General features: G+C 71.2%; 22 protein-coding genes. 7 read left to right on the top strand and 15 right to left on the bottom strand.

The window, feature by feature from the left end; all coding sequences use genetic code 11:
- Nucleotides 1-51: 51 nt before the first annotated feature.
- The 6 genes from alr to EAO72_RS30060 all read right to left on the bottom strand — a co-directional run bounded on the left by alr (nt 52) and on the right by EAO72_RS30060 (nt 7,532).
- Entirely contained in the window at nt 52-1,221 is a 1,170-nt protein-coding gene (alr, locus tag EAO72_RS30085; RefSeq protein WP_148020252.1) for an alanine racemase, read from the bottom strand.
- 82 nt (nt 1,222-1,303) lie between these two features.
- The gene (locus tag EAO72_RS30080; RefSeq protein WP_261991669.1) at nt 1,304-1,690 is read right to left on the bottom strand and encodes a DUF488 domain-containing protein; all 387 of its coding nucleotides are present in this window, start codon (nt 1,688-1,690) and stop codon (nt 1,304-1,306) included.
- 32 nt (nt 1,691-1,722) lie between these two features.
- Nucleotides 1,723-3,189 carry an NAD(P)H-hydrate dehydratase gene (locus EAO72_RS30075; protein ID WP_148020250.1) on the bottom strand — a complete coding sequence of 489 codons (1,467 nt, stop codon included), beginning with the start codon at nt 3,187-3,189 and terminating at the stop codon, nt 1,723-1,725.
- Between the two features lie 29 nt (nt 3,190-3,218).
- Nucleotides 3,219-3,608 carry a holo-ACP synthase gene (locus tag EAO72_RS30070; protein ID WP_148020249.1) on the bottom strand — a complete coding sequence of 130 codons (390 nt, stop codon included), beginning with the start codon at nt 3,606-3,608 and terminating at the stop codon, nt 3,219-3,221.
- Nucleotides 3,609-3,617: 9 nt separating this feature from the next.
- Nucleotides 3,618-5,465, bottom strand: coding sequence for a glutamine--fructose-6-phosphate transaminase (isomerizing) (gene glmS, locus EAO72_RS30065; RefSeq protein ID WP_148020248.1), 1,848 nt, complete (start codon nt 5,463-5,465; stop codon nt 3,618-3,620).
- Nucleotides 5,466-5,648: 183 nt separating this feature from the next.
- Nucleotides 5,649-7,532 carry an ATP-binding cassette domain-containing protein gene (locus tag EAO72_RS30060; RefSeq protein ID WP_410090549.1) on the bottom strand — a complete coding sequence of 628 codons (1,884 nt, stop codon included), beginning with the start codon at nt 7,530-7,532 and terminating at the stop codon, nt 5,649-5,651.
- 420 nt (nt 7,533-7,952) lie between these two features.
- Here EAO72_RS30060 and EAO72_RS30055 point away from each other — a divergent pair, with 420 nt between their 5' ends.
- Nucleotides 7,953-8,858: an endonuclease/exonuclease/phosphatase family protein gene (locus EAO72_RS30055; RefSeq protein WP_261991667.1), complete on the top strand. Its 906-nt coding sequence runs from the start codon at nt 7,953-7,955 to the stop codon at nt 8,856-8,858.
- A gap of 67 nt (nt 8,859-8,925) precedes the next feature.
- Nucleotides 8,926-10,371 carry an argininosuccinate synthase gene (gene argG, locus EAO72_RS30050; RefSeq protein WP_148020247.1) on the top strand — a complete coding sequence of 482 codons (1,446 nt, stop codon included), beginning with the start codon at nt 8,926-8,928 and terminating at the stop codon, nt 10,369-10,371.
- Between the two features lie 83 nt (nt 10,372-10,454).
- On the opposite strand, the gene EAO72_RS30045 is transcribed toward argG, so the two are convergent.
- The gene (locus EAO72_RS30045) at nt 10,455-11,270 is read right to left on the bottom strand and encodes a hypothetical protein (RefSeq protein WP_187285276.1); all 816 of its coding nucleotides are present in this window, start codon (nt 11,268-11,270) and stop codon (nt 10,455-10,457) included.
- Nucleotides 11,271-11,412: 142 nt separating this feature from the next.
- On the bottom strand, nt 11,413-12,066 hold the full coding sequence (locus EAO72_RS30040; protein ID WP_148022119.1) for a TetR/AcrR family transcriptional regulator: 654 nt from the start codon (nt 12,064-12,066) through the stop codon (nt 11,413-11,415).
- Nucleotides 12,067-12,263: 197 nt separating this feature from the next.
- On the opposite strand from EAO72_RS30040, the gene EAO72_RS30035 reads away from it, so the two are divergent.
- The 3 genes from EAO72_RS30035 to EAO72_RS30025 all read left to right on the top strand — a co-directional run bounded on the left by EAO72_RS30035 (nt 12,264) and on the right by EAO72_RS30025 (nt 15,801).
- On the top strand, nt 12,264-13,727 hold the full coding sequence (locus EAO72_RS30035) for an MFS transporter (RefSeq protein ID WP_148020246.1): 1,464 nt from the start codon (nt 12,264-12,266) through the stop codon (nt 13,725-13,727).
- Between the two features lie 94 nt (nt 13,728-13,821).
- Nucleotides 13,822-14,817: a type I pantothenate kinase gene (gene coaA, locus EAO72_RS30030; RefSeq protein ID WP_148020245.1), complete on the top strand. Its 996-nt coding sequence runs from the start codon at nt 13,822-13,824 to the stop codon at nt 14,815-14,817.
- 18 nt (nt 14,818-14,835) lie between these two features.
- Nucleotides 14,836-15,801, top strand: a complete 966-nt coding sequence (locus EAO72_RS30025; protein ID WP_148020244.1) for a DUF389 domain-containing protein — start codon at nt 14,836-14,838, stop codon at nt 15,799-15,801.
- 94 nt (nt 15,802-15,895) lie between these two features.
- Here EAO72_RS30025 and glmM read toward each other — a convergent pair whose 3' ends face one another.
- The 4 genes from glmM to EAO72_RS30005 all read right to left on the bottom strand — a co-directional run bounded on the left by glmM (nt 15,896) and on the right by EAO72_RS30005 (nt 20,344).
- The gene (glmM, locus tag EAO72_RS30020) at nt 15,896-17,254 is read right to left on the bottom strand and encodes a phosphoglucosamine mutase (RefSeq protein ID WP_148020243.1); all 1,359 of its coding nucleotides are present in this window, start codon (nt 17,252-17,254) and stop codon (nt 15,896-15,898) included.
- 173 nt (nt 17,255-17,427) lie between these two features.
- The gene (rpsI, locus tag EAO72_RS30015) at nt 17,428-17,955 is read right to left on the bottom strand and encodes a 30S ribosomal protein S9 (RefSeq protein WP_136328419.1); all 528 of its coding nucleotides are present in this window, start codon (nt 17,953-17,955) and stop codon (nt 17,428-17,430) included.
- A 45-nt stretch (nt 17,956-18,000) separates the two neighbouring features.
- Nucleotides 18,001-18,444, bottom strand: a complete 444-nt coding sequence (gene rplM, locus EAO72_RS30010) for a 50S ribosomal protein L13 (RefSeq protein ID WP_136328420.1) — start codon at nt 18,442-18,444, stop codon at nt 18,001-18,003.
- A 280-nt stretch (nt 18,445-18,724) separates the two neighbouring features.
- The gene (locus EAO72_RS30005; RefSeq protein ID WP_148020242.1) at nt 18,725-20,344 is read right to left on the bottom strand and encodes an ABC-F family ATP-binding cassette domain-containing protein; all 1,620 of its coding nucleotides are present in this window, start codon (nt 20,342-20,344) and stop codon (nt 18,725-18,727) included.
- A gap of 56 nt (nt 20,345-20,400) precedes the next feature.
- Between EAO72_RS30005 and EAO72_RS30000 the strand changes: the two genes are divergently transcribed.
- The gene (locus tag EAO72_RS30000) at nt 20,401-21,252 is read left to right on the top strand and encodes a hypothetical protein (RefSeq protein WP_148020241.1); all 852 of its coding nucleotides are present in this window, start codon (nt 20,401-20,403) and stop codon (nt 21,250-21,252) included.
- Nucleotides 21,253-21,302: 50 nt separating this feature from the next.
- Entirely contained in the window at nt 21,303-23,174 is a 1,872-nt protein-coding gene (locus tag EAO72_RS29995) for a DUF4034 domain-containing protein (protein ID WP_148020240.1), read from the top strand.
- Nucleotides 23,175-23,181: 7 nt separating this feature from the next.
- On the opposite strand, the gene truA is transcribed toward EAO72_RS29995, so the two are convergent.
- From truA to EAO72_RS29980, 3 genes are all read right to left on the bottom strand, one after another.
- Nucleotides 23,182-24,036, bottom strand: coding sequence for a tRNA pseudouridine(38-40) synthase TruA (gene truA, locus EAO72_RS29990; protein ID WP_148020239.1), 855 nt, complete (start codon nt 24,034-24,036; stop codon nt 23,182-23,184).
- 91 nt (nt 24,037-24,127) lie between these two features.
- Nucleotides 24,128-24,631 carry a 50S ribosomal protein L17 gene (gene rplQ, locus EAO72_RS29985; RefSeq protein ID WP_136328425.1) on the bottom strand — a complete coding sequence of 168 codons (504 nt, stop codon included), beginning with the start codon at nt 24,629-24,631 and terminating at the stop codon, nt 24,128-24,130.
- A 202-nt stretch (nt 24,632-24,833) separates the two neighbouring features.
- On the bottom strand, nt 24,834-25,856 hold the full coding sequence (locus tag EAO72_RS29980) for a DNA-directed RNA polymerase subunit alpha (RefSeq protein ID WP_003966937.1): 1,023 nt from the start codon (nt 25,854-25,856) through the stop codon (nt 24,834-24,836).
- Between the last annotated feature and the right edge of the window lie 6 nt (nt 25,857-25,862).

Here is a 25,862-nt window from a genome sequence, read left to right as displayed (position 1 = left end):
GGCCGGCTCGGGACCTGCTCAGATCGTGCCTGGTCAGGGGTGCTGATCTGGTCAGGACCCGTCCGATGGGCCTTCCGGCGTTTCGTCGTCCCGGTAGACGCGCGGCACCCGGCCGCCGATCCGGGTGACGATCTCGTACGCGATCGTGTCCGCCGCCCGCGCCCAGTCCTCGGCACTCGGCTCGCCCCGGTCTCCCGGGCCGAACAGCACGGCGTCGCTGCCCACCGCCGGCTCGTCCCCGTCGAGGTCGACGACGAACTGGTCCATGGCCACCCGGCCCGCGACCGTCCGCCGGACCCCGCCGACCAGCACCGGGCCCCGGCCCGAGGCGTGGCGCGGAACACCGTCCGCGTACCCGAGCGGCACCAGGCCGAGCGTGGTCTCCGCGGACGTCGTGTAGTGGTGCCCGTAGCTGATGCCGTGGCCGGCCGGGACCCGCTTGACCAGGGCGATCGACGCGGCCAGCGTCATCACGGGGCGCAGCCCGAAGTCGGCCGGGGTGCCGAGCTCGGGGCTGGGCGAGATGCCGTACATGGCGATCCCGGTCCGCACCAGGTCGAAGTGCGACTCGGGGACCGTCAGCGTCGCCGGGGAGTTCGCGATGTGCCGCACCTCGGGCTCGACGCCGGCCTTCTCCGCGTACGCCACCATGTCGCGGAAGGTGACCAGCTGGGCGGTGATCGAAGGGTGCCCGGGCTCGTCGGCGCAGGCGAAGTGGGACCAGAGGCCGGTGATGCGGACGGTGCCGGCCTGCTCGGCCGTGCGGGCGGCGCCGACCAGTTCGGCCCAGTCGGCGGGCTGGCAGCCGTTGCGGCCGAGGCCGGTGTCGGCCTTGAGCTGGATACGGGCGGGCCGGCCCGCCTGCGCCGCCGCGGCGGTGACCTCGTCCAGGGCCCACATGCCGCTCACCGACACGTCGATGTCGGCCTCGATCGCCTCGCGCCAGGGCCCGCCGGGCGTCCAGAGCCAGCACATCACCCGGCCGCCGAGACCGGCCGCGCGCAGGGCGAGCGCCTCGTGCGGGGTGGCGGTGCCCAGCCAGGTGGCGCCGGCTTCGAGCGCGGCGCGGGCGCAGCGCTCCGCGCCGTGTCCGTAGGCGTCGGATTTGACCACGGCCATGAGTTGCGCCCCGGCCGCCCGGGCACGCAGAACGCGCACGTTGGCGCGGAGTGCGGCGAGGTCGATCTCGGCACGGGCTCTCAAGGACGCTGTCTCGTTCATCGCGCCCAGTGTCTCACTGGCGCACGGCGGGGCCCCCGGGCGTCGGCCTCGGCAGGGCGCGGCGCGCCGGTGGACGCGCACGTCAGCGGCGGTGCAGCTCGTGTTCCACATGGTCGACGAGGACCGGCACATGGCTGTGCGGCACGTCCTTGACCGCCGTGACGAGCGTCACCGGACCGCCCTCGCGGACCAGCGCCGTCAGCTCGTCCACGGCCGCCGCGTGCACGGGGTCGGCGAGCTCGGCGCGGTAGCGGTCCACGAAGGCGTCGTACCGGTTCGCGGAACGGTCCTCGTGGTACCAGGAGCGCAGTTCGTCCGACGGGGTGAGGTCCTTGAGCCACTTGTCGATCGCGGCCCGGTCCTTGGAGACGCCGCGCGGCCACAGCCGGTCGACGAGGACGCGGGTGCCGTCGTCGTCCTCCCGGGGGTCGTACACCCTGCGTACCCGCAGGTCACCGTCGGCGGTCACTGGCACTCCCCTTTCGCCGTCTCCAGCATCACTCAGGCCCGTACGTCCCGCCATGCCGCCGCGATGGCCTCCGCGACGTCCTGCGCGGCGACCGGGGAGCCGTCCGACGCGTGCCGGGCGGCGAGGCCGTGGAGGTGGGCGCCGACGGAGGCGGCGTCGCGCGGGGCGAGGCCCGCGGCGAGCAGCGAACCGGTCAGCCCGGAGAGCACGTCGCCGCTGCCCGCGGTGGCCAGCCAGGACGTGCCGGTCGGGTTGACCCGCACGGGCGTGTGCGGGGTGTCGGTGGCGATCAGGGTGGTCGAGCCCTTGAGCAGGACCGTGGCGCGGAACCGGGAGGCGAGTTCCCGTACGGCGGCGAGCCGCCCCGCCTCGACCTCCTCGCGCGGTACGCCGAGCAGCGCCGCGGCCTCCCCGGCGTGCGGGGTGAGGACGGTGGGCGCGGTGCGCGCCCGTACGACGTCGGCGTCCAGCAGCCGCAGCCCGTCGGCGTCCACGAGCACCGGCACGTCCGTGGCCAGCACGTCGGAGACCGCCTCGACCGCGTCCGTGCCGTCGCCGAGCCCCGGTCCGGCCACCCACGCCTGCACGCGTCCGGCCTTCGACGGCGGACCGGCGTGGACCAGGGTCTCCGGATGCCGCGCGATCACCGCGTCGCCGCCCGGCCCGACATAGCGCACGGCCCCCGCCCCGCCGCGCAGCGCCCCGGAGACGGCGAGGACCGCGGCCCCCGGGTAGCGGGCCGATCCGGCGACGATGCCGACGACACCGCGCCGGTACTTGTCGCTCTCCGCGGCGGGCACGGGCAGCAGCGCGGCGACGTCCGCGTACTGGAGCGCCTCCAGATCGGGTACCTCCGGCAGTTCGGCGCCGAGCCCGATGTCGACGAGGTGCAGGGCGCCGGCCCGTTCGGCGGCCGGGTCGACGAGCAGCCCCGGTTTGTACGCGCCGAAGGTGACGGTGGCGTCGGCGCGCACGGCGGCCCCCCGTACCTCACCGGTGTCGGCCTCGACACCGCTCGGCAGATCGACGGCGACGACGGGCACCCCGTGGGCCGCGTAGTGCTCCACCACACCGGCGGCGTCCGGCCGCAGTCCGCCGCGCCCGCCGATGCCGGTGATGCCGTCGACGACGAGGTCGATGTGGCCGCCCCAGTCGCGGTGCGGGCTGACCTCACCGGCGTCCATCACCCGTCCGCCGGCCGCCAGCAGGGCCGCCGTCCCGGCCTCGTGGCCCCGGCCGGGTGACACCCGCACGGCGACGACGCCCGCGCCGCGCCGGGCCAGCCGGGCGCCCGCGTAGAGCGCGTCGCCGCCGTTGTCGCCGCTGCCGACGAGGAGGACGACGCGGGAGCCGTAGACGCGGCCGCCGCGCCGCAGCAGATCGGCGCAGGCGGCGGCGAGCCCGGCGGCGGCGCGCTGCATCAGCGTGCCCTCCGGGAGCCGTTCCATCAGGGCCTGTTCGGCGGCCCGTACGGTCGAGACGCTGTAAGCGGTTCGCATGGATCCAACGTACGCAAGGATCCGCCCGCCTACCCCTCCGCGATCACCACCGCCGAGGCCACTCCCGCGTCATGGCTGAGCGAGACGTGCCACTGCCGCACGCCCAGCTCGGCCGCGCGCGCGGCGACGGTGCCCCGGACCCGCAGCCGGGGCTGCCCGCTCTCCTCCACGTACACCTCGGCGTCCGTCCACAGCAGTCCGGCGGGCGCGCCGAGCGCCTTGGCGAGGGCCTCCTTGGCGGCGAACCGGGCGGCCAGCGAGGCGATCCCGCGCCGCTCGCCTCCGGGCAGCAGCAACTCGCTCTCGATGAAGAGGCGTTGGGCGAGGTTCGGCGTACGCTCCAGCGCCGCGTCGAACCGCTCGATCTCCGCCACGTCGATCCCGACCCCGATGATCACGTACGTACCCTCACTGTTCATTCCATCTGTTCACTCCACGGTGACGGACTTCGCCAGGTTGCGCGGCTGGTCCACCTCGTTGCCGCGGGCCGTCGCCAGCTCGCAGGCGAAGACCTGCAACGGCACGGTGGCGACCAGCGGCTGAAGCAGCGTAGGCGTTGCGGGGATCCGGATGAGGTGGTCGGCGTACGGGACGACCTCCTCGTCGCCCTCCTCCGCGATGACGACGGTGAGGGCGCCTCGGGCCCGGATCTCCTGGATGTTCGACACGATCTTGCCGTGCAGCACGGAGCGTCCGGCCGGTGACGGGACGACCACGACCACCGGCAGCCCGTCCTCGATGAGCGCGATCGGCCCGTGCTTGAGCTCGCCTGCGGCGAACCCCTCGGCGTGCATGTACGCGAGCTCCTTGAGCTTCAACGCGCCTTCCAGGGCGACGGGGTAGCCGACGTGCCGGCCGAGGAAGAGCACGGTGTCGTGCGAGGCCAGCGACCGGGCCAGCGCGCGGACCGGCTCCATCGTCTCCAGGACCCGGTCGACGGAGCCGGAGATCTCGGAGAGCTGGCGGATGACGGTACGGATCTCGTCGCCCCACTTGGTCCCGCGGACCTGGCCGAGGTAGAGCGCGACCAGGTAGCAGGCGACGAGCTGGGTCAGGAACGCCTTGGTGGAGGCGACGGCGACCTCGGGACCGGCGTGCGTGTAGAGCACGGCGTCGGATTCGCGCGGGATGGTCGAGCCGTTGGTGTTGCAGATGGCGAGGACCTTCGCGCCCTGCTCGCGGGCGTGCCGGAGCGCCATCAGGGTGTCCATCGTCTCGCCGGACTGCGAGATGGCGATGACGAGGGTGTGCGGGTCGAGGATCGGGTCGCGGTAGCGGAACTCGCTGGCGAGCTCGGTCTCGCACGGGATCCGGGTCCAGTGCTCGATGGCGTACTTGGCGATCATCCCGGCGTGGAACGCCGTCCCGCAGGCGACGATCACCACCTTGTCGACCTCGCGCAGTTCGCCGCGCGTGATCCGGACCTCGTCGAGGTGGAGGGTGCCCTCCGGGTCGATCCGGCCGAGGAGGGTGTCGGTGACGGCCTTGGGCTGCTCGGCGATCTCCTTGAGCATGAAGGAGGCGTACCCGCCCTTCTCGGCGGCGGAGGCGTCCCAGTCCACGTGGTACGCACGCACCTCGGCGGGCTCCCCGTCGAACCCGGTGACGACGACGCCCTCCCGCCGCAGCTCGACGACCTGGTCCTGGCCGAGCTCGACGGCGGAGCGGGTGTGGGCGATGAACGCGGCGACGTCGGAGGCGAGGAAGGCCTCGCCGTCGCCCACCCCGACGACGAGCGGCGAGTTCCGCCGGGCCCCGACCACCACGTCGGGCGCGTCCGCGAACACGGCGACGAGCGTGAAGGCCCCTTCGAGGCGCCGGCAGACCTGCCGCATCGCCTGTGCCGGGTCCGCGCTCTGCGAGAACGCCTCGGCGAGGAGATGGGCGACGACCTCGGTGTCGGTCTCGGAGAGCAGGTCGTGGCCGCGCCCGCCCAGTTCGGCGCGGAGTGCGGCGAAGTTCTCGATGATCCCGTTGTGGACGACGGCGACGCGTCCGGCGTTGTCGAGGTGCGGGTGGGCGTTGGTGTCGGTGGGCCCGCCGTGGGTGGCCCAGCGGGTGTGCCCGATCCCGGCGCTCCCGGCCGGAAGCGGCCGCTCGACCAGCACCTTCTCCAGGTTGACGAGCTTCCCGGCCTTCTTGGCGGCGGCCAGCCCGCCGTCGGCGAGGATCGCGATCCCGGCGGAGTCGTACCCCCGGTACTCCAGCCGCTTGAGACCGGCGACGACGACGTCCTGCGCCGACTGCCCACCGACGTAACCCACGATTCCGCACATAGTGGTCCTTTCCTGGTCACCAGCCCCTGTTCTTCGCATAGTCGCAGAAGGCGTCGGAGGTGTCAGGGAGGACGGCGTCAGATGGTCCTGCGGTCCCGGCACGTCACCCGCCGAGGGCCTGCGGCGCGGATATGCGCGCGGCAGGCCCTCGGGGCCGGCCCCGTCACCGGACCGGGCCGGCCCTCAGCGGTCCTTGGCCAGGGCGACGAGTTCGGCGAACAGGCCCCCGGCGTGGATCAGGTCGTCGTACGTACCGTCCTCGGTCACCCGGCCGTGCTCCATGACGATGATCCGGTCGGCCAGGCGGGTGTTCTCCAGCTGATGCGTCACGACGATCGTCATGCACTCGGCGGCCAGCCGCTTGATCTCCAGGAAGATCTGGTGCTCCCCGCGTGCGTCCATCTGCGAGGTCGGCTCGTCCAGGATCAGCAGCGGCGTCCGCCGGTACAGCGCCCGGCCGCAGGCGAGCCGCTGCCACTGCCCTCCGGAGAGTTCCGCTCCGCCGAACAGTTCACGGGCCAGGAGGGTGTCGAGCCGGTTCGGCAGTTCTTCCACGGCCTCCCGCATGCCGACGGCGTCGACGGCCTTCCACACCAGCTCGTCGTCCCACGCCTTGGGCTGGCCGAGCGTGATGTTCTCGCGGGCGCGCAGCGGCCAGGTGGCGAAGTTCTGCGGGACGAGCGCGGTCCGCTTCCAGACGGCTTCGGCGTCGGCCCGCGCGAGGTCGGTGCCGTCCCACAGCACACGGCCCTTGTCGGCGAGGAGGAGGCCGGTGATGAGCTTGGTGAGCGTGGACTTGCCTGAGCCGTTCTCGCCGACCACGGCCAGGATCTCGCCCCGGCGCAGGCTCAGGGAGACGCCGTTCACCGCGGGCTGTTCCTTCCCCGGATACCGGTAGACCACCTCGTCGAGCCGGATCTCGTCCACCTGCTCCGCAATCGTCAGCGCGCCGCGCTGCGGGGCCCGTGCGCCGGCCATGTCGAGGAACGCGCGCATGTCGGCGAGGTAGAGCGAGGTGTGGAACAGCGCGGCACCCTGGATCACGAGCTGGGAGAGCGCGGCGAGGGTGGTCTGCACGGCGAGGACGGCGGTCGCGGCGACCGGCAGCGGGACCGCGCCCGTGATGGCGAGCCAGGCGAGGAGGGCCCAGGTGCCCGTCAGGAAGACGCCGCTCACGGCGCTGGTGGACACGTCGATGCGCAGCTGTCGTGGCGCGGCGGCCAGGGTGCGCCGGTCGATGCGCTCGGACAGCGCCCGGTACCAGTACAGGATGTAGCCGGTCATGCCGTTGGCGCGGACCTCGTCGCCGTACCGGGCGGAGGTGGCCCACCAGCGCGTCATGCCGCGCACGTTGCGGTCACCGACGTTGAGGTAGTGGGTCTCGTAGTCCACCCGGGCCCGGAGGATCGCACCGAACCCGGCCGGGAGCACGGCGAGCAGCAGGGCGGGAAGCATGGCCCAGTGCAGGACGGTGATGACGCCGCCCGCGGCGGCCATCCGGACGCCGGCGGCCATGAACCGCTGTGCGTCGTTGACCAGGGTCGTGGTGCGGGTGACGCCCACTTCGGCGGCTTCCTGCCGGTCCGCGAAACCGTCCTCGCCGTACGCCGCCACTTCGACCCGGCACACGGCCGCGACCAGCGCCACGTCGGCCTCGGTCATCAGCAGCGGCGTGACGCGACGTTCGGCGTAGGACGCGAGCGCCATGGCGATGCGGCCCGCACCGGCGGCGACGGTCACCACGACGAGCGCGGGCAGGGCTCCGTGCAGACGTTCGGAGACGGGACCCGTGGCGAGCAGGTACGTCATCGCCTTCGCGGTGAAGGCGAGCGTGAGGGCGGCCGCGGTGCCGGTGAGGAGCTGGCCGAGCAGGAGGAGCAGAACGGCGGTCCGGTCCACCGCCCAGGCGCGTCGGAGTGTGTGCTTCAGGACGGCGGGAAGGCGCCCGCACATGGCGCGGAAACCGGCTTCGGCCAGCGGGTTCTTGCCGTGCTTGCCGTGGAAGTCGAGGACGGCCGGGGGTGGTGGCGGCGGGGTGTCCGAGTGTGCGGTCAAGGCGTCAGTCACAGTCACCTGCGTCCCTCCTGGGACTCGGTGCCGCACCTGGATGGCTCGGCGGTGCACGGCATAACGACGCCCACGGAGAATCGAACGCGCTCGATTCCGGACGCGTGGGACCTCAGCAACGACAAGGGTTCGCGGGCCCGTTCCGTGCGCTGGGGCAGCCGAGAGGCCTCCGAAGATGGCCGAATCGCCGACGCCTGAAACCCCTGTGACGGATGGGGAAGGAGGCGCTGACGGCGGGGTGAGGCGCAAGGACGAAGACCCTGGCCGCACCCGGTCTCCGTGTCTAAGATCGTCACCGCACTGGCGGAGTGCGGCGGCCGAGCGGCCGGTAACGGGGGGGTAGCGATGCGACTTCTTGGCATCCGACGACGTGGGGTCCGGCTCGTGCTGGCGGGGGTGGTGGCCGGGGTGTTGTTGCCGGTGACGACTGCACCGGCCCAGGCGGCGGCGGCTCGTACGTACAAGGTGTGGCAGTGGAACGTGGCGGGGAACACCATCCACGGCGGCTCCACGACCGATGGCATGGTCGATCAGGCGGCCGCGTCCCTCGTGAACCGTGAGGCGGACTTCGCCGGATTCAACGAGCTGTGCGAGGGACAGTACGACGCCCTTGTGAGCAGGTTGCGCGCCAAGGGCTGGCCGGCGGACCCGCAGAACTTCGCCCGCTTCGAACCGAGCCGCCAGGCCGGCAATGCCTCCGTGTGTCACGGCGAGGCGTTCGGGAACGGGTTGTTCAGCCGCCTGCCGCTGGGCTCGGCGGACCGGATCACCCTGCCGGACGACGGCACGGCCGAGAAGCGAAAGCTGTTGTGCGCGCCGCTGACCGACGGCAGCGGAACCCGGTTCTGCACGACGCACATCACCACGAGCCAGTCGTTCAACGTGGCCCAGCTGGAGTCTGTGCGGCGGAAGCTGGAGGAATACCACACCGCCGGTGAGATCGCCCTGATCGCGGGCGATTTCAACGCCCAGCCGCACTACGGCCGACTGAACTCGTTCTACGCGCCGAGCCTCGACGTGCCCGCCAACGGCAACAACACCGGGGCGTACCGGGAGCTGGACGACAACGACACGGGCAACTGCCTCGGCTATGGGGAGTGGACATCGGACGGCACCCCGGGCGCGGTACCGCCCTGTGGGGGCAAGGCGAAGATCGATCTCATCTTCGCCCGTGAGAGCGCACTGGCCGGACCGTACAGCGAGGATTCGCTCGCCATCTCGACGTCCTGCACAGGCGTCACGGCCTGCTCGGATCACCGCATCATCGTCGGCACGGTGACCGTGGGGGGCACCCTGTCCTCGGCATCGGACCTCCACGCCGGCTGACAGGGGCGGGAGGAGCGCGAGGAGGACCGACTTTGCATGATCATGCGAGATGATGCATAATCTTCCTATGTCTAAGGTCCTCACCTCCCTGCCCACCGGCGAGCGCGTCGGCATCGCCTTCTCGGGCGGCCTCGACACCTCGGTCGCGGTCGCGTGGATGCGCGACAAGGGCGCTGTCCCGTGCACCTACACCGCCGACATCGGCCAGTACGACGAGCCCGACATCGCCTCCGTGCCCGGCCGCGCCAATGCCTACGGCGCCGAGCTCGCGCGGCTGGTCGACTGCCGTGCGGCGCTCGTGGAGGAGGGGCTGGCCGCGCTCACGTGCGGCGCGTTCCACATCCGCTCGGGCGGGCGGGCGTACTTCAACACCACGCCGCTCGGCCGCGCCGTCACCGGCACGCTCCTGGTGCGGGCGATGCTCGAGGACGACGTGCAGATCTGGGGCGACGGCTCCACGTACAAGGGCAACGACATCGAGCGGTTCTACCGCTACGGCCTCCTCGCCAACCCGCACCTGCGGATCTACAAGCCCTGGCTCGACGCGGACTTCGTGACCGAGCTCGGCGGCCGCAAGGAGATGTCGGAGTGGCTGGTCGCCCATGACCTGCCCTACCGCGACAGCACGGAGAAGGCGTACTCCACCGACGCCAACATCTGGGGCGCCACCCACGAGGCCAAGACCCTGGAGCACCTGAACACCGGGGTCGAGACCGTCGACCCGATCATGGGCGTCAAGTTCTGGGACCCGTCGGTCGAGATCGAGACCGAGGACGTCACGATCGGCTTCGACCAGGGCCGCCCGGTCACGATCAACGGCGAGAAGTTCGACTCCGCCGTCGACCTCGTGATGAAGGCCAACACCATCGGTGGCCGCCACGGCATGGGCATGTCGGACCAGATCGAGAACCGGATCATCGAGGCCAAGAGCCGGGGCATCTACGAGGCCCCGGGCATGGCCCTGCTGCACGCCGCGTACGAGCGACTGGTCAACGCGATCCACAACGAGGACACCCTCGCCCAGTACCACAACGAGGGCCGGCGCCTGGGCCGTCTGATGTACGAGGGCCGCTGGCTGGACCCGCAGGCGCTCATGGTCCGTGAGTCGATCCAGCGCTGGGTCGGCACCGCCGTCACCGGCGAGGTCACCCTGCGGCTGCGGCGCGGCGAGGACTACTCGATCCTCGACACCACGGGCCCGGCGTTCAGCTACCACCCGGACAAGCTGTCCATGGAGCGCACCGAGGACTCCGCGTTCGGCCCGGTCGACCGGATCGGCCAGCTCACGATGCGCAACCTCGACATCGCCGACTCCCGCGCCAAGCTGGAGCAGTACGCGGGCCTCGGCCTGATCGGCACCGCCAACCCGGCCATCGGCGCGGCCCAGGCCGCCGCGACCGGCCTGATCGGCTCCCTGCCCGAGGGCGGCGCCCAGGCCATCGCCTCCCGCGGCGAGGTCTCCGAGGCCGACGAGATGCTGGACCGCGCCGCGATGGAGTCCGGCACGGACTAGGTAGGGCAAGCGGAAGGCCGGCCCGGCGCGCTGTGCGCCGGGCCGGCCTTTTCGTTATGCGCTGCCGACTACCGGCTACCGGCTCAGCGCACGTCGAGGTAGTCGCCGGACGACGTGGCGCTCCCGGTGGTGTCCCACCCGCCGAAGGTCCAGCGCCAGTAGCCGTCGACGGACGCCTTGACGGTCGTCTTCAGCGCGCCCGTGGAGCTCGACCGTACGGACTTCACCGTGGTGTAGACGGTGCTGCCCTTCTTGCAGAACTGCAGCCTGGCGAGCCCCGCCGCGACGCCGGTGTACTTGTGCTTCACCCAGTCGGCCCGCGTGAGGCTGCCGGTCACGGTGAGCGTCCCGCCCTTCTTCACCGGCTCCGGCGAGGCGTTGACCGTGGCCTTGGCCCAGCGCTTGACCTGGACGCGGCCGGAGGTGGCCACCAGCTCCTGGGTCTTGAGCTGCCCGTTCGTCTTCCAGAGCTGCGCCAGGACGGCGACCTTCCAGGTCGTCGCGTCGTTGTTCGAGTCCAGGCGGTAGTACGGGTCGATGCGCACGGTGCCCTCGCAGTCCGCGATCCGGGCACTCGTCTCGTAGCAGGTGTAGCCGCCCGGATAGAGACCACCGTCGTCCGCGCCCTTCGCGGGAGTGGTGTCGTGGTAGAGGAACGGCTCCGCGCGGTACGCGAAGGGGTCGGCGGTGCTGTATCCGGCCGGAAGCGTGATCCGGAAGGTGAGCGGTGGCTCCTGCACGTCGTGCGTACCCACCACCACGGGCTTGCCGCCGTTGATGACGATCCGGGACACCGTGATGCCGGTGTCCGCGGCCTGCGCCGTCGGCGCCGTGATCGGTACGAGGGCCAGGGCCCCCGCGAGGGTGATCACGGCGCCGGTTCTGCCTGCTGCCTTCATGCGCGCCTCATTGCTGCTCAAGGAAAGGTGAGTCCGCCGTCCCGGACGTCGAAGCCCGGCCGGCGGGGCGGCAGCGTACCAACGGCCCGGACGCGCGCCGAAGGCCGGGTGATCGTTCGACTGCCCGCGCTATGGGGCGGGTTCAGGCCCTGGCCCCGACCTGGAGGCGCAGGCCCGCCAGCGTCAGCTCCAGCCCGGCGAGGAACTGTTCCCTGTCGTCGTGTCCGTCGAACTCGTCGGCGATGTCGCGCATGAACGGGAACTCCTCGGGGTCGAGCTCACGCCACATCTCGGCGTAGCGGCCGAGGAACTCGTCGCGGTCCACCGAGCCGTCGAGCACCTCCCGGGGCGGCTCCTGCCCCAGGTCGATGGCGCTGCCGACCACCACACCGACGACCGCCGACACCGCGTGGAACCGCTGCCGCTGAGTGAGGTCGAGCCGCAGCGTCGGCCGGCCCAGCTGCTCGTAGAGCCGCAACGAGTTGCCCCGCTCGGCGATGTTGCGCATGAAGTGCGCACCCAGCCACGGCCGGTCCACGATCGCGTCGAACAGCGTGACGGCCATCAGGCGCAGGTCGTCGATCGGGTCGTCGGTCCTCGCCTGGCCCTCGACCGCGGTCAGCACCCCGCCGAGCACATGATCGATGGCGCGGTCGAGCAACTCCTCCTTGCCCGAGACGTACCAGTAGATGCTGCCGACGCCGGTACCGAGCCGGGCCGCGAGGGCGCGGAGGGTCAGCGCCGACGCACCCTCCTCGTCGAGCAGGGCCACGGCCGCGGTGAGCACGGCCTCGATGGAGTGCGAGGCACGTCGGCGCCCCCGGGAAGGGCGGTCGGCGGGTCGTGGGCGCGGGCCTGTCATGGCACTCATCCAATCACAGCTTGCACGTTTATCGAACTGTGTTCTACAGTCGAACCTCGTTCCACTAACGAACACCGTTCTATTGTCGAACGCAGTTCTATGTTCGGCAACGTCCCGAGAGGAGGCCCGCCATGACCACGACCACGTCTTCCACCGAGCCCGATGCATCGCGTACCTATCCGTCCCTGCGCGCCGCATGGATTCCCCTGGCCGCGCTCTGCCTGGCCTTCTTCGTCGAGATGGTGGACAACACGCTGCTCTCGATCGCCCTGCCCACGATCGGCCGGGACCTCGACAGCAGCACGACCTCGCTGCAGTGGGTCACCGGCGCGTACTCACTGACGTTCGGCGGGCTGCTGCTGACGGCAGGATCGATGGCCGACCGGCTCGGACGCCGACGGGTGCTGCTGGCCGGCCTGGCGGTGTTCGGCCTGCTGAGCCTGGGCGTCGTCGCCGTCAGCTCCGCGGGCGAGCTCATCACCCTGCGGGCCGGCCTCGGCATCGCCGCGGCGGCGATGGCCCCCATCACCAACTCGCTGGTCTTCCGGCTGTTCGACGACCAGGCGCTGCGGATGCGCGCGATGACCCTGATGATCATCGTCGGCATGTCCGGCTTCATCCTCGGCCCGCTGCTGGGCGGCACCGCCCTGGCCCACGTGTCGTGGCAGTGGCTGCTGATCGTCAACGCCCCGATCGCCCTGATCGCGGCCATCGGCGTCCGGCTCGGTGTTCCGGCCGACCGCCCTCAGGACCTGACCCGCGACAAGCTCGATCTGCCGGGCGCCGCGCTGAGCGTCACCACCATCGGTCTCGCCTGCTACGCGCTGACCAGCGGCGTCGAGCACGGCTGGCTCTCCGCGACCACGCTCGGCTCGTTCCTCGGCGCCCTCGCCGCAGGCATCGCGTTCGTCCTGCACGAGCGCCGCAGCCCCTCGCCCATGCTGGACCTCCGCCTCTTCGCCGGCGGCACCGTCCGCGGCGCCGCTATCGCACAGATCGGCACGGCCATCGCGATGGCCGCCGTGATGTTCGGGCTGATCCTCCACTTCCAGTACGCCTACGGGTGGAGCCCCGTCCGGGCCGGCCTGGCGAACCTGCCGCTCATCGTGACCATGATCGTCGCGACCCCGCTGTCCGAGTGGCTCGCGAAGCGGTTCGGCCACCGCATCGCCTGCCTGGTCGGCGCGGCCTGTCTGGCCGGTTCGCTGGCCGGCCTGTCCTGGGGCGTCGACCACGGGTACGGCGTCATCGCGGCCTGCATGGTCCTGATGACCGTCGGCCTGCGCACCGTCATGACGATCTGCGCCATCGCGCTCGTCGGCGCGATGCCGGAGAACCGCACCTCCATCGGCACGGCACTCAACGACACCGCCCAGGAGGTCGGAACCAGCATCGGCACCGCCGTGGTCGGGACGCTGATCGCCGTACTGGTCACCACACACCTGCCCGCGGGCACCTGGAGCGACAGCCTGGTGGCGTCGTTCTTCCACGGCGAGCGGATCACCTACGCCGTACTGGCGGTCGTCGTCGGCCTGGTCACGGCGGGCGGCGCCCTGACCCTCACCGACTCGCACGCCACCGAGGAGCACGTGTAGACGGTGCGAAGGCCGGTGGGCTCCGTCCGCCACGTGACCGAGCCCACCCCCCACCCCGTTCGAACTCCCGTCGAACTCCCGCAACAATGAACCCGTGATCACCTCGCCGACACGGAGCACGAACCGACGCGCCGAGCCCGCCGCGACGCCGTACGTCGACCTCTCCCGGGCGGAGTGGAGCGCGCTGCGCGACAAGACGCCGCTGCCGCTGACCGCCGACGAGGTGGAGCGGCTGCGCGGGCTCGGGGACGTCATCGACCTCGACGAGGTGCGGGACGTCTACCTGCCGCTCTCGCGCCTCCTCAATCTGTACGTCCAGGCCACGTCCGGCCTGCGCGGCGCGCTGAACACCTTCCTCGGGGACGCGGGCAACGGGCACGGGGCGCAGCGCGGCACGCCGTTCGTCATAGGCGTCGCGGGCAGTGTCGCGGTGGGCAAGTCCACCAGCGCCCGTATCCTCCAGGCGCTGCTGGCCCGCTGGCCGGAGCACCCGCGGGTCGAGCTGGTCACCACGGACGGGTTCCTGCTGCCGATGAAGGAGCTCCACGCGCGCGGCCTGATGTCGCGCAAGGGCTTCCCGGAGTCGTACGACCGGCGCGCCCTGACCCGTTTCGTCGCCGACATCAAGGCGGGCAAGGACGAGGTGACCGCCCCCGTCTACTCGCACCTGATCTACGACATCGTGCCGGGCGAGCGCCTCACCGTGCGGCGCCCGGACATCCTCATCGTCGAAGGGCTGAACGTGCTGCAGCCCGCCCTGCCCGGCAAGGACGGCCGGACCAGGGTCGGGCTCGCGGACTACTTCGACTTCAGCGTGTACGTGGACGCGCGGCCCGAGGACATCGAGACCTGGTACCTCAACCGCTTCCGCAAGCTGCGCGCCACGGCGTTCCAGGACCCGTCCTCGTACTTCCGCAAGTACACCCAGGTCTCCGAGGCGGAGGCGATGGAGTACGCGGCGACGATGTGGCGGACCATCAACAAGCCCAATCTGGTGGAGAACGTGGCGCCGACCCGCGGCCGTGCCACGCTGGTGCTCCGCAAGGGCCCCGACCACAAGGTCCAGCGGCTGTCCCTGCGCAAGCTCTGATCCCGGAAAGGGTGCACCGTGCTGCATCTACGCCTGATCGTCCCGGCCGACCGGACGGGCGAGGTGACGGACCTGCTGGAGAAGACCATCGGCACCGCCCACCTCGCGGTGCTGCCGGGGGTCGCGCGCGACCCGGTCGGTGACGTGGTGCTGTGCGACGTGGCGCGCGAGGCGGGCGACGAGCTGATCGGGGCGCTGCGGGAGCTCGGGGTCGCCGAGTACGGGGCGATCACGGTCGAGAGGATGGACCTGACGCTCTCCGCCAGCGCCGACCGGGCCGAGGAGGAGGCGCCGGGCGAGGGCGCGGACGCGGTGGTGTGGGAGGAGCTCACGGACATCACCCACGAGGAGTCGACGTTCTCCATCACCTATGTGGCGTTCCTCTCGGTCGCGACGATGCTCGCCGCCTGCGGTGTGATGCTCGACAACGCGATCCTGATCGTGGGCGCGATGGCGGTGGGCCCGGAGTTCGGGCCGCTCGCGGGGATCTCCACGGCGCTGGTGCAGCGCGCCCCGCGCCTGGTGTGGCGGTCCCTGTGGGCGCTGGTCGGCGGTTTCGCCGCGGCCATGGTGCTGACGGCCGGCTTCGCCTGGCTGATGGACGTCTTCGGGCTGTTCAACGAGGCGATGATCGAGGCACCCCGGCCGAACACGGCGTTCGTCTGGCAGCCGGACTGGATGTCCTTCGTGGTGGCCCTTCTCGCGGGCATCGCCGGCACGCTCTCGCTCACCTCGGCGAAGTCCGGCGCCCTCATCGGAGTCGCGATCTCGGTGACGACGGTGCCGGCCGCCGCCAATGCGGCGGTGGCGTTCAGCTACAGCGACTACAACCAGATGACGGGATCCATCCAGCAGCTGCTGGCGAACCTCGGCGGGATCGTGCTGGCGGGAACCCTGACACTGCTGGCGCAGAAGGCACTGTGGATGGCGGCCCTGCGGTGGTACGCGGCCCACCCGAAGCCGTCGGCGGCGGCTGACGCGTAACAGGGACGGGCGCGCGCACCTGCCCACGGGCGGGGGCCGGAACGCCGGAAGGGCCCGGCCGTGAGGCCGGGCCCTTCCAGGAGTCGGGCGCGGGTCAGCCCAGCGCGGACTTCACGACGTCGGCCAGCCGGCCGGCCACCGCGCGTGCCTGCTCGATGTCGGCCGCCTCGACCATGACCCGTACCAGCGGTTCCGTACCCGACTGGCGCAGCAGCACGCGGCCGGTGGCGCCCAGCTCGCGTTCGGCCTCGGCGACGGCCGTGGCCAGCTCCGGGGAGGTGGACACGCGGGACTTGTCGACGTCCGGGACGTTGACGAGGACCTGCGGCAGGCGCTCCATGACCCCGGCGAGGTCGGCGAGCGAGCGGCCGGTGGCGGCGACGCGGGCCGCCAGCATCAGGCCGGTCAGCGTGCCGTCGCCGGTCGTGGCGTGGTCCAGGACGATGACGTGGCCGGACTGCTCGCCGCCCAGGGCGTAGCCCTCGGCCTTCATCGACTCCAGGACGTACCGGTCGCCGACGGCGGTCTGGACGAGCTGGATGCCCTCGCGCTCCATGGCGATCTTGAAGCCGAGGTTCGACATCACGGTGCCGACCACGGTGTCCTTGCGCAGCTGCCCGGCCTCGCGCATGGCGAGGGCCAGCACGGCGAGGATCTGGTCGCCGTCGATCTCCTCGCCCGCACCGTCCACGGCCAGGCAGCGGTCGGCGTCGCCGTCGTGCGCGATGCCGAGGTCGGCCCCGTGCTCGACGACGGCGGCGCGGAGCAGCGACAGGTGGGTCGAGCCGCAGCCCTCGTTGATGTTCAGGCCGTCCGGCTCGGCGCCGATCGTGACGACCTCGGCACCGGCCCGTGCGAACGCCTCGGGCGAGACGTGGGCTGCGGCGCCGTGCGCCTCGTCCAGGACGACCTTGAGGCCGTCGAGGCGGTTGGGGAGCACCCCGATGAGGTGGGCGACGTACCGGTCGAAGCCCTCGGCGTAGTCGCTGACGCGGCCGACTCCGGCGCCGGTGGGACGGGCCCACGGCTCGCCGGTGCGGTGCTGCTCGTAGACCGTCTCGATGCGGTCCTCCAGCTCGTCGGCGAGCTTGTGGCCGCCGCGGGCGAAGAACTTGACACCGTTGTCCGGCATGGCGTTGTGGCTGGCGGAGAGCATCACGCCGATGTCCGCGCCCAGAGCGCCGGTGAGGTAGGCCACGGCCGGGGTCGGCAGCACGCCGACGCGCAGGACGTCGACGCCCGCGCTGGCCAGACCCGCCACCACGGCGGCCTCCAGGAACTCTCCGGAGGCGCGCGGGTCGCGGCCGACCACGGCCGTCGGCCGATGGCCCTCGAAGGTGCCTGCCTCGGCCAGTACGTGTGCCGCCGCGACCGAGAGACCGAGCGCGAGCTCGGCCGTCAGGTCCGCATTGGCGACGCCGCGCACGCCGTCCGTGCCGAAGAGTCGTCCCACTGGTGTCCTCCGAAGGTGCTCCGAAACGCAAAAATCAGACTAAGTAAGCAACAAGCACATCAAGCCTATGAACGCCTTATGCCGTTATATGCCCGAGGGTGTCAATAAACGAACGCCCCGGCAGCACGAAGAGTGCCGCCGGGGCGAACGTGTAACGCGTTTGAGCAGGCGGTTTAGCGCTTGCTGTACTGCGGGGCCTTACGGGCCTTCTTGAGACCGGCCTTCTTGCGCTCGACCGCACGGTCGTCGCGGGAGAGGAAGCCGGCCTTCTTCAGCGTGGCGCGGTTGTTGTCCACGTCCGCCTCGTTCAGCGAGCGGGCCACACCGAGGCGCAGGGCACCGGCCTGACCGGAGACACCGCCACCCGAGATGCGGGCCACGACGTCGTAGCGACCGTCGAGCTCGAGAACCTTGAAGGGCTCGTTGACTTCCTGCTGGTGCACCTTGTTGGGGAAGTAGTCCTCAAGGGTGCGACCGTTGATCTTCCACTTGCCGGTGCCCGGGATGATCCGGACGCGGGCGATGGCGTTCTTGCGACGGCCAAGGCCGGCCGCGGGCTGCGGGTCGCCGAAGCGGCCCGCGAGCGACTCCGAGGTGTACTCACCCTCGACGGGGACCTCGGACTCGAAGGTGGTCACCTCGGCGAAGGTCTCTTCGCCCTCGGTGCCCTCGACGGGCGTCTCTGCAGTGGTCTCGGCCACGATTCTCCTCAGATCTTTCTTTACGTCTTTTGGGGGTGGCCGGAACTACTGCGCGACCTGGGTGATCTCGAACGGGACCGGCTGCTGCGCAGCGTGCGGGTGCTGGTCGCCCGCGTAGACCTTCAGCTTCGAGATCATCTGACGGCCCAGGGTGTTCTTGGGGATCATGCCCTTGATGGCCTTCTCGACGGCCTTCTCGGGGTTCTTCGCGAGGAGCTCGTCGTAACGAACGGAGCGAAGACCGCCCGGGAAGCCGGAGTGGCGGTACGCCATCTTCTGGGTCTTCTTGTTGCCCGACAGGTGAACCTTGTCGGCGTTGATGATGATGACGAAGTCGCCCATGTCCATGTGGGGGGCGTAGATCGCCTTGTGCTTGCCTCGGAGGAGGTTCGCGGCCGTGGTGGCCAGACGGCCGAGGACGATGTCCTCCGCGTCAATGATGTGCCACTGGCGAGTGACATCGCCGGGCTTGGGGCTGTACGTACGCACTTCGTAGCCTTCGCTTCTTCAGTGGATGGGGTCCAGACACACGGCACCTCTGAAGCGATATGCAGCTGGGGTTCACAGTGCCGGGGACGCTGCCCGTATGCGAACCACTGGTAACTGCTCCAGGGAACCTACGTAAGGCCCTTCGCGTGAGAACGACGAAGCCAATACGTATAACAATCCCCGACAGTACCCGCCCGGCCCCGGACGGGTCAAAACGGGTCCCCGGATGCGCGCGCTTACCCCTCCCGGGGCGGGGGTTCCGCCCCGGAAAGAGGCAAGGTCACCGCGCCCGCTCCACCCGCCGTTCGTCCCACACCGGCTCCGTCGTCTCCCGTACGACCCCGTCCGAACCGAACACCAGATAGCGGTCGAAGGACTTCGCGAACCACCGGTCGTGCGTGACCGCCATGACGGTGCCGTCGTACACCTCCAGGCCGTCCTGGAGGGCCTCCGCCGACTCCAGGTCCAGGTTGTCGGTCGGCTCGTCCAGGAGCAGGGCCGTCGTGCCGGCCAGCTCCAGAAGCAGGATCTGGAAGCGGGCCTGCTGACCGCCGGACAGCTTCTCGAACGGCTGGTCCCCCTGCCGCTCCAGCTCGTAGCGCCGCAGTACGGACATGGCGCCGCCCCGGTCCTTGGCCTGCTCCGTCCACAGGATCTCGACGAGCGTCTTGCCCAGCAGTTCCGGATGGGCGTGGGTCTGCGCGAAGTGTCCGGGCACCACCCTCGCCCCGAGCTTCCACTCCCCCGTGTGCGCCACCGGCTCGCCCGCCAGCAGGCGCAGGAAGTGCGACTTGCCCGACCCGTTGGAGCCGAGGACGGCGACCCGCTCCCCGTAGTAGATCTCCAGGTCGAACGGCTTCATCAGGCCGGTCAGCTCCAGGTTCGTGCAGGTCACCGCCCGCACGCCGGTCCGGCCGCCGCGCAGCCGCATCTTGATGTCCTGCTCGCGCGGCGGCTCCGGCGGCGGGCCGGCCTCCTCGAACTTCTTGAAGCGGGTCTGCATCGCGTGGTAGCGGTTCGCCATGTCGGGGCTGTTCGCCGCCTGCTGCCGCATCCGCAGCACGAGCGCCTTCAGCCGGGCGTGCTCCTCCTCCCAGCGGCGCAGCAGTTCCTCGAAGCGCGCGAAGCGCTCCTTGCGGGCCTGGTGGTACGTGGCGAAGCCGCCGCCGTGCACCCAGACGTCGCTGCCGGCCGGGCTGGGCTCCACGCTGACGATCTTCTCGGCGGCACGGGAGAGCAGCTCCCGGTCGTGGGAGACGAAGAGGACCGTCTTACGGGTCTCCTTCAGCTTCTCCTCCAGCCAGCGCTTGCCGGGGACGTCCAGATAGTTGTCCGGTTCGTCGAGCAGCAGCACCTCGTCGGGCCCGCGCAGCAGCGCCTCCAGCACCAGCCGCTTCTGCTCGCCGCCGGACAGGGTGCGCACCTCGCGCCACTGCGCCTTCTCGTACGGGACGCCGAGGGCGGCCATGGTGCACATGTCCCAGACCGTCTCGGACTCGTACCCGCGCGCCTCCGCCCAGTCGCTCAGCGCCTGCGCGTACGTCATCTGCGCGGCCTCGTCGTCGGTGGTGAGGATCAGTTCCTCGGCCCGGTCGACCGCCTGCGCGGCCTCACGGATCCGGGGCTGGGCGACGGACACCAGCAGGTCCCGCACCGTGCGCTCGTCGCGCACCGAGCCCACGAACTGCTGCATCACGCCGAGCCCGCCGCTCACCGAAACCGAGCCGCCGTGCGGCTGGAGCTCCCCGGCGAGCAGCCGGAGCAGCGTGGTCTTCCCGGCGCCGTTCGCCCCGACGAGGGCGACGACGGCACCGTCCGCGACACGGAACGAGGCATCGCCGAGCAGTACCCGCCCGTCCGGTAGGTAGTACTCGAGATGGCCTGCTTCAAGATGTCCCATGCACAGCATTGTCACGGGCGGCGAAGCCCTGGCCCAACCGGTTTAGGATTCGGCCCATGAGCTTTGGGCAAGGGGGGCCCTCCTGGGGGCCCGGGGGCACGGGTACACCGGACTGGGCGGCACTGGCCGAGGCCTCGGCCGCACGCGCCAGGCGCAAGAGGTGGCTGATGATCGGCGGGGGCGCCCTGGCCACCGCCGCGGTCGCCGCGATCGTGGCGACCGCGGTCATCTCGGCCAACAAGGACGACTCCGGCGGCTCGTCCGGCAAGAACGCGAGCGAGCTGCCGTCGGCGACCGATCTGCCCAGCCAGTCGACGCAGCCGGAGCCGTCGTTCTCGTCGGTGGCCCCCGCGCCCCCGCCCGATCCCAAGGACTACATATCCGACGTGCGGAAGGACCGGGCGCCCGTCACCGTGGACGCCTTCTTCCCCGGCAAGAAGCTGACGATGGGTGACCGCGTCTACACCAAGGGCGCGACGCACCGCACCACGAAGTGCGCCACGACCACCCAGGGCGCACTCGGCACGATCCTCACGAACAACGGCTGCGACCAGGTCGTCCGGGCCACGTACAGCCGCAGCGGCGTGGCCGTGACCATCGGCCTCGCGGTCTTCGGGACCGAGGCCCAGGCCAAGAAGGCCGCCCAGCAGGCCAGCGGGGGCCTGGCGTCGCTGAGCGGGGCGGGGGTGCCGACGTTCTGCCGCGGCGGCGCCGTCTGCCGTCGCACGGCCAACTCCTACGGCCGGTACGCCTACTTCACGGTGGGCGGCTTCACCAACGGCAAGAACGTCACCAAGAGCGACAAGAACGTGTTCGCCGTCGGCGACGACCTGACGGACTTCACGTTCCGGCAGATCCGGCACCGCGGTGAGGTGCAGGCCTCGGCCGCCGCCACCGCCGCCCCCTGACCGGCCGTCCTTCGGTTCAGTCACCCTCCCGGATGCGGAGAACCGCTGCTGTGCGTCTCGTCTTCCTGGTCTCCTTCCTGCGCATCCTGCGCCACCGCGACGCCGTCGGTGTCGACCTGGCGCCCGACGAGGCGGTGGTCCTGGACCCGCCGGACGCCCCGCTGCGCGCCGCCCTCACCGCGGCGACGGCCGGCGACCACGTCCCGGCGCAAGAGCTCCTCGCCTCGACCCGGGCGCACGCCCAGTGGGAGCGCAGGGACGCGTACGTGAGCCGGCTGGCCCGGACCGCGTTGCACCACGACGGCTGGCTGGACGCCTGGCTGGCGGAGTCCCCCGAGGATCCCGACGCGCTCCTCGTCGTCGCCGACCTCCACCTCCACCAGGCGTGGAAGGTACGGACGAGCGCCCGCGCGAAGGATGTCGAACGGGACCAGTTCCAGGCCTTCTTCGCGCTCCTGGAGGACGCCGTGCCGGCGATCGGCGCCGCGGCCGAGCTCAACCCCGCGGACCCGGTCCCCTGGCGCATCGCGCTCACGCACGCCCGCGGCATCCAGGCCCCGCGCGAGGTCTTCGACACGTACCTCGCCGAGGCCGAGGCCCGCGACCCGCACCACTTCGGCTGCCACGCGCAGGCACTCCAGTACCTGTGCGCCAAGTGGTACGGCTCGCACGAGGAGATGTTCCGGTACGCGGAGCGGGTGGCCGCCTCCGCCCCGCCCGGCTCCCGGCTGCACGCGCTGCCGCTCCAGGCGGCGCTGGAGTACCGGCTGTCCGCGGCGGACGAGCCCGAGGGCCCCGAGCCGTACGGGCCGAAGGTCGAGGCGGCCCTCACCCGCGCCCTGGCCCTCTCCGACACCTACGACGGGGCGGGCGACCGCGAGGCCGCCGGATTCCGCAACGAACTGGCCCTCCTGCTGATCATGTCGGACCGCCCGGCCGAGGCCCTCGACGTGTTCCGGGCCATCGGCGTCCACGCCACCGAGTACCCGTGGAACCGGCTCGGCGACCCCCGCGCCGAGTTCCTCGAAGCCCGGTCCGACGTCCGGCTGGACCTCGCCTCCCAGATCCCGTTCTTCGGCCGCCCGCCCGATCCGCCCGCCGTCGCCCGCGACTGGGCGGCCCTCACCCCGCGCGCCGTCGCGATCGTCCCCGCTCCCCCGGCCGCTGTCGCCCAGGCGGCTCTGATCTGCGGCTTCTCGCTGCGTACGGCTCCGGCGGGCGAGGGCTGCAGCTATGTCGAGGTGGTCCCCGAGGCCACCCGCGGACGACGGGCCGCGCTGCTCCCGGAGGAGCCGCTGACCGCCGCGGCGGAAACCTTCACGACGGGTGAGACCTGGCCGGCCCTGGTGCTGCACCGCACCCCCGAGCGCTGCACCGTCACCGCCCTCCACCAGGGCCGGCAGCTCGCGACGCACACCTGGGACGCCGAGTCCCCCGCCCCCGACCACGCCGATGTGCAGGCGACCGCCGGGGACCTCGCCCGTCTGTACCGGCTGGCGGACCCGCGCCCGCTGGCCCACATCCTGCGCGCCACCGGCGACCCGGTCCGCCACCAGGCCGATCTGGTGACCGCGCTCGGTCTGCCGCCCGTCCCGCCCGGCTTCGGCGGCGACACCGAGATCCTCGACGGGATCCCGGGCGCCCGGGTCCAGGTCCGCCGCTCGATCCTGGCGGGGATGCGCGACACGATGACGACGCGCACGGGCAGCCACCCGCCCGCGCCCGAGGACGGAGCCACGCGGACGGCCCGCTGGTGGCTGACGCGTACCGCCGCACTGGCGCTCGTGGGCACGGGCGCGGTCCTCGCCTGGTGGAGCCCGCGCATCGGCTGGTTCCGCGCCTCGCTGCTGAGCGGCGCGGCGCTGTATCTGGCGGGCTCCCTCGTCTCCGCGCTGCGCCGGCGCGGGCGTACGGCATCCTGACCTGCCGTCAGCAGCAGCCGGCCCCCGGAAGCGTCCGCACGTTCCGCGCCTCCACCGCCCTGGCGGCGAGCAACTCGTCCGCCGGATAGGCGACTTCCTCCAGAGTCAGCCCGTGCGGCCGCACCACGTGCACGCCCGGGTCGCGCACCCGGGCGGCGAGGACCTCGGCCGGCCACGGAGAGGGGCGGCGCCCGTCCCCCACGAACAGCATCGCGCCGACCAGCGCCCGCACCATGTTGTGGCAGAAGGCGTCGGCCTGCACGGTCCCGGTGATGATCCCGGACGCCTCGTCACGTACCCAACTCAGCTTCTGGAGCGTCCTGATGGTCGTCGCACCCTCGCGCTTCTTGCAGTACGCGGCGAAGTCGTGCTCCCCCGTCAGGCGCGCCGCCGCCGCGTTCATCGCGTCGAGGTCCAACTCCCGGTCGTGCCACAGCACATGACCCCGCACCAGCGGATCGACGCCCCCGGGCGCGTCCGACACCCGGTACGCGTACCGGCGCCACAGGGCCGAGAAGCGGGCGTTGAACCCGGCCGGCGCCTCCGCGATCCGCCGGATCCGCACATCGGGCGCCATCCGGCCGGCCATCCGCCGCAGCAGCATCGGCGCGTGCTCGGCCCACACCTCGCCCGGCAGGTCCACATGCGCGACCTGGCCCCGGGCGTGCACACCGGCATCGGTACGACCGGCCACGGTCAGGTCGTAGGTCCGCGAGGAGCGGGTCACGGTCCGCAGCGCATCCTCGATCTCCCCCTGCACGGTCCGTCGGCCGGTCTGCTTCGCCCAGCCCGAGAAGTCCTTGCCGTCGTAGGCCAGGTCCAGCCGCACCCGGACGAAGCCGGGCTCCACCACGTCACTCACACCAGCGATCCTCTCAAGATCCGTACACAGCGAAACGGGCCCGCACCGCCCCGAAGGGTGATGCGGGCCCGTCCCAGAGGTCTCAGAACGCTCAGGCGTCCTTGGACTCCTCGTCGGCCTCGGCCGGCTTGGCGTCCTCGACGGACTCGACCGGGGTCTCGTCCTTCTTGAGGGCGTCTTCCTTGACCGCACGCTTCGTGGCGGCCTCGGCCTCACCGGTGGCGGCCTGCGCCACGGTCAGGGCCTCGACCAGCTCGATGACGGCCATCGGGGCGTTGTCGCCACGACGGTTGCCGATCTTGGTGATACGGGTGTAACCACCGGGGCGGTTCTCGTACCGCGGGGCGATCTCGGTGAAGAGCGTGTGCACGATGCCCTTGTCCGTGATCGACTGCAGCACCAGGCGACGGTTGTGGATGTCGCCCTTCTTCGCCTTGGTGATGAAACGCTCGGCGACCGGACGCAGGCGGCGGGCCTTGGCCTCGGTCGTGGTGATGCGGCCGTGCTCGAACAGCGACTTCGCGAGGTTGTTGAGAAGAAGCTTCTCGTGCGCAGCGCTGCCGCCCAGACGGGCACCCTTGGCGGGCTGAGGCATGGTTTTCTCCTTGTGTGCTGCACCGGCCGTATCAGGTACCGGTGTCAGTTCCCGTGAGGCGGTCGCCACACGGAAGTCATGTCTGCCAGCCGCACTCGAATTCTGACATCAGCCAAAACCAAGCCCGTCCGGCGATTGAGGACAAAAGCCCCCGCCCGGTCCGGGGCGCCCGTCAAGGACACGCACCCCAGCCGGAGGCGTACTAGTACTGCTCGGTCTCCACGAAACCGGCGTCCGCGTCGTCGTCCGCACCGAACGCGTCGGCAGCGGCGGTCGGGTCGAAGCCGGGAGGCGAGTCCTTCAGCGCCAGGCCCATACCGGCCAGCTTCGCCTTGACCTCGTCGATCGACTTCGCACCGAAGTTGCGGATGTCGAGCAGGTCCGCCTCGGAGCGGGCCACGAGCTCGCCCACCGAGTGGATGCCCTCGCGCTTGAGGCAGTTGTACGAGCGGACCGTGAGCTCCAGCTCCTCGATCGGCAGCGCCAGATCGGCGGCGAGAGCGGCGTCCGTGGGCGAGGGGCCCATGTCGATGCCCTCGGCGTCGATGTTGAGCTCGCGCGCCAGACCGAACAGCTCGACCAGGGTCTTGCCGGCCGACGCCATGGCGTCACGGGGACGCATGGCCTGCTTGGTCTCGACGTCGACGATCAGCTTGTCGAAGTCGGTGCGCTGCTCGACACGGGTCGCCTCGACCTTGTACGTGACCTTGAGCACCGGCGAGTAGATGGAGTCGACCGGGATCCGGCCGATCTCCTGGCCCACCTGCTTGTTCTGGACGGCGGAGACGTAGCCGCGACCGCGCTCGACGGTCAGCTCCATCTCCAGCTTGCCCTTGCCGTTCAGCGTGGCCAGGACGAGGTCCGGGTTGTGGACCTCGACACCGGCCGGCGGGGCGATGTCAGCAGCGGTGACCAGGCCGGGACCCTGCTTGCGCAGGTACATCACGACCGGCTCGTCGTGCTCCGAGGAGACGACCAGCTGCTTGATGTTGAGGATGAGGTCGGTCACGTCCTCCTTGACGCCCGGCACGGTGGTGAACTCGTGCAGGACACCGTCGATGCGGATGCTGGTGACAGCGGCACCCGGGATCGAGGAGAGGAGCGTGCGACGCAGGGAGTTGCCGAGCGTGTAGCCGAAGCCCGGCTCCAGCGGCTCGATGACGAACCGCGAGCGGAACTCGTCAACGACCTCTTCGGTCAGCGACGGACGCTGAGCGATAAGCATGTGTGA

It is taken from the genome of Streptomyces sp. OR43 (assembly GCF_008042275.1).
Taxonomy (GTDB): domain Bacteria; phylum Actinomycetota; class Actinomycetes; order Streptomycetales; family Streptomycetaceae; genus Streptomyces.
The sequence above is the reverse complement of the archived record's forward strand: the minus strand, read 5'-3'. Positions and strand labels throughout refer to the sequence as shown.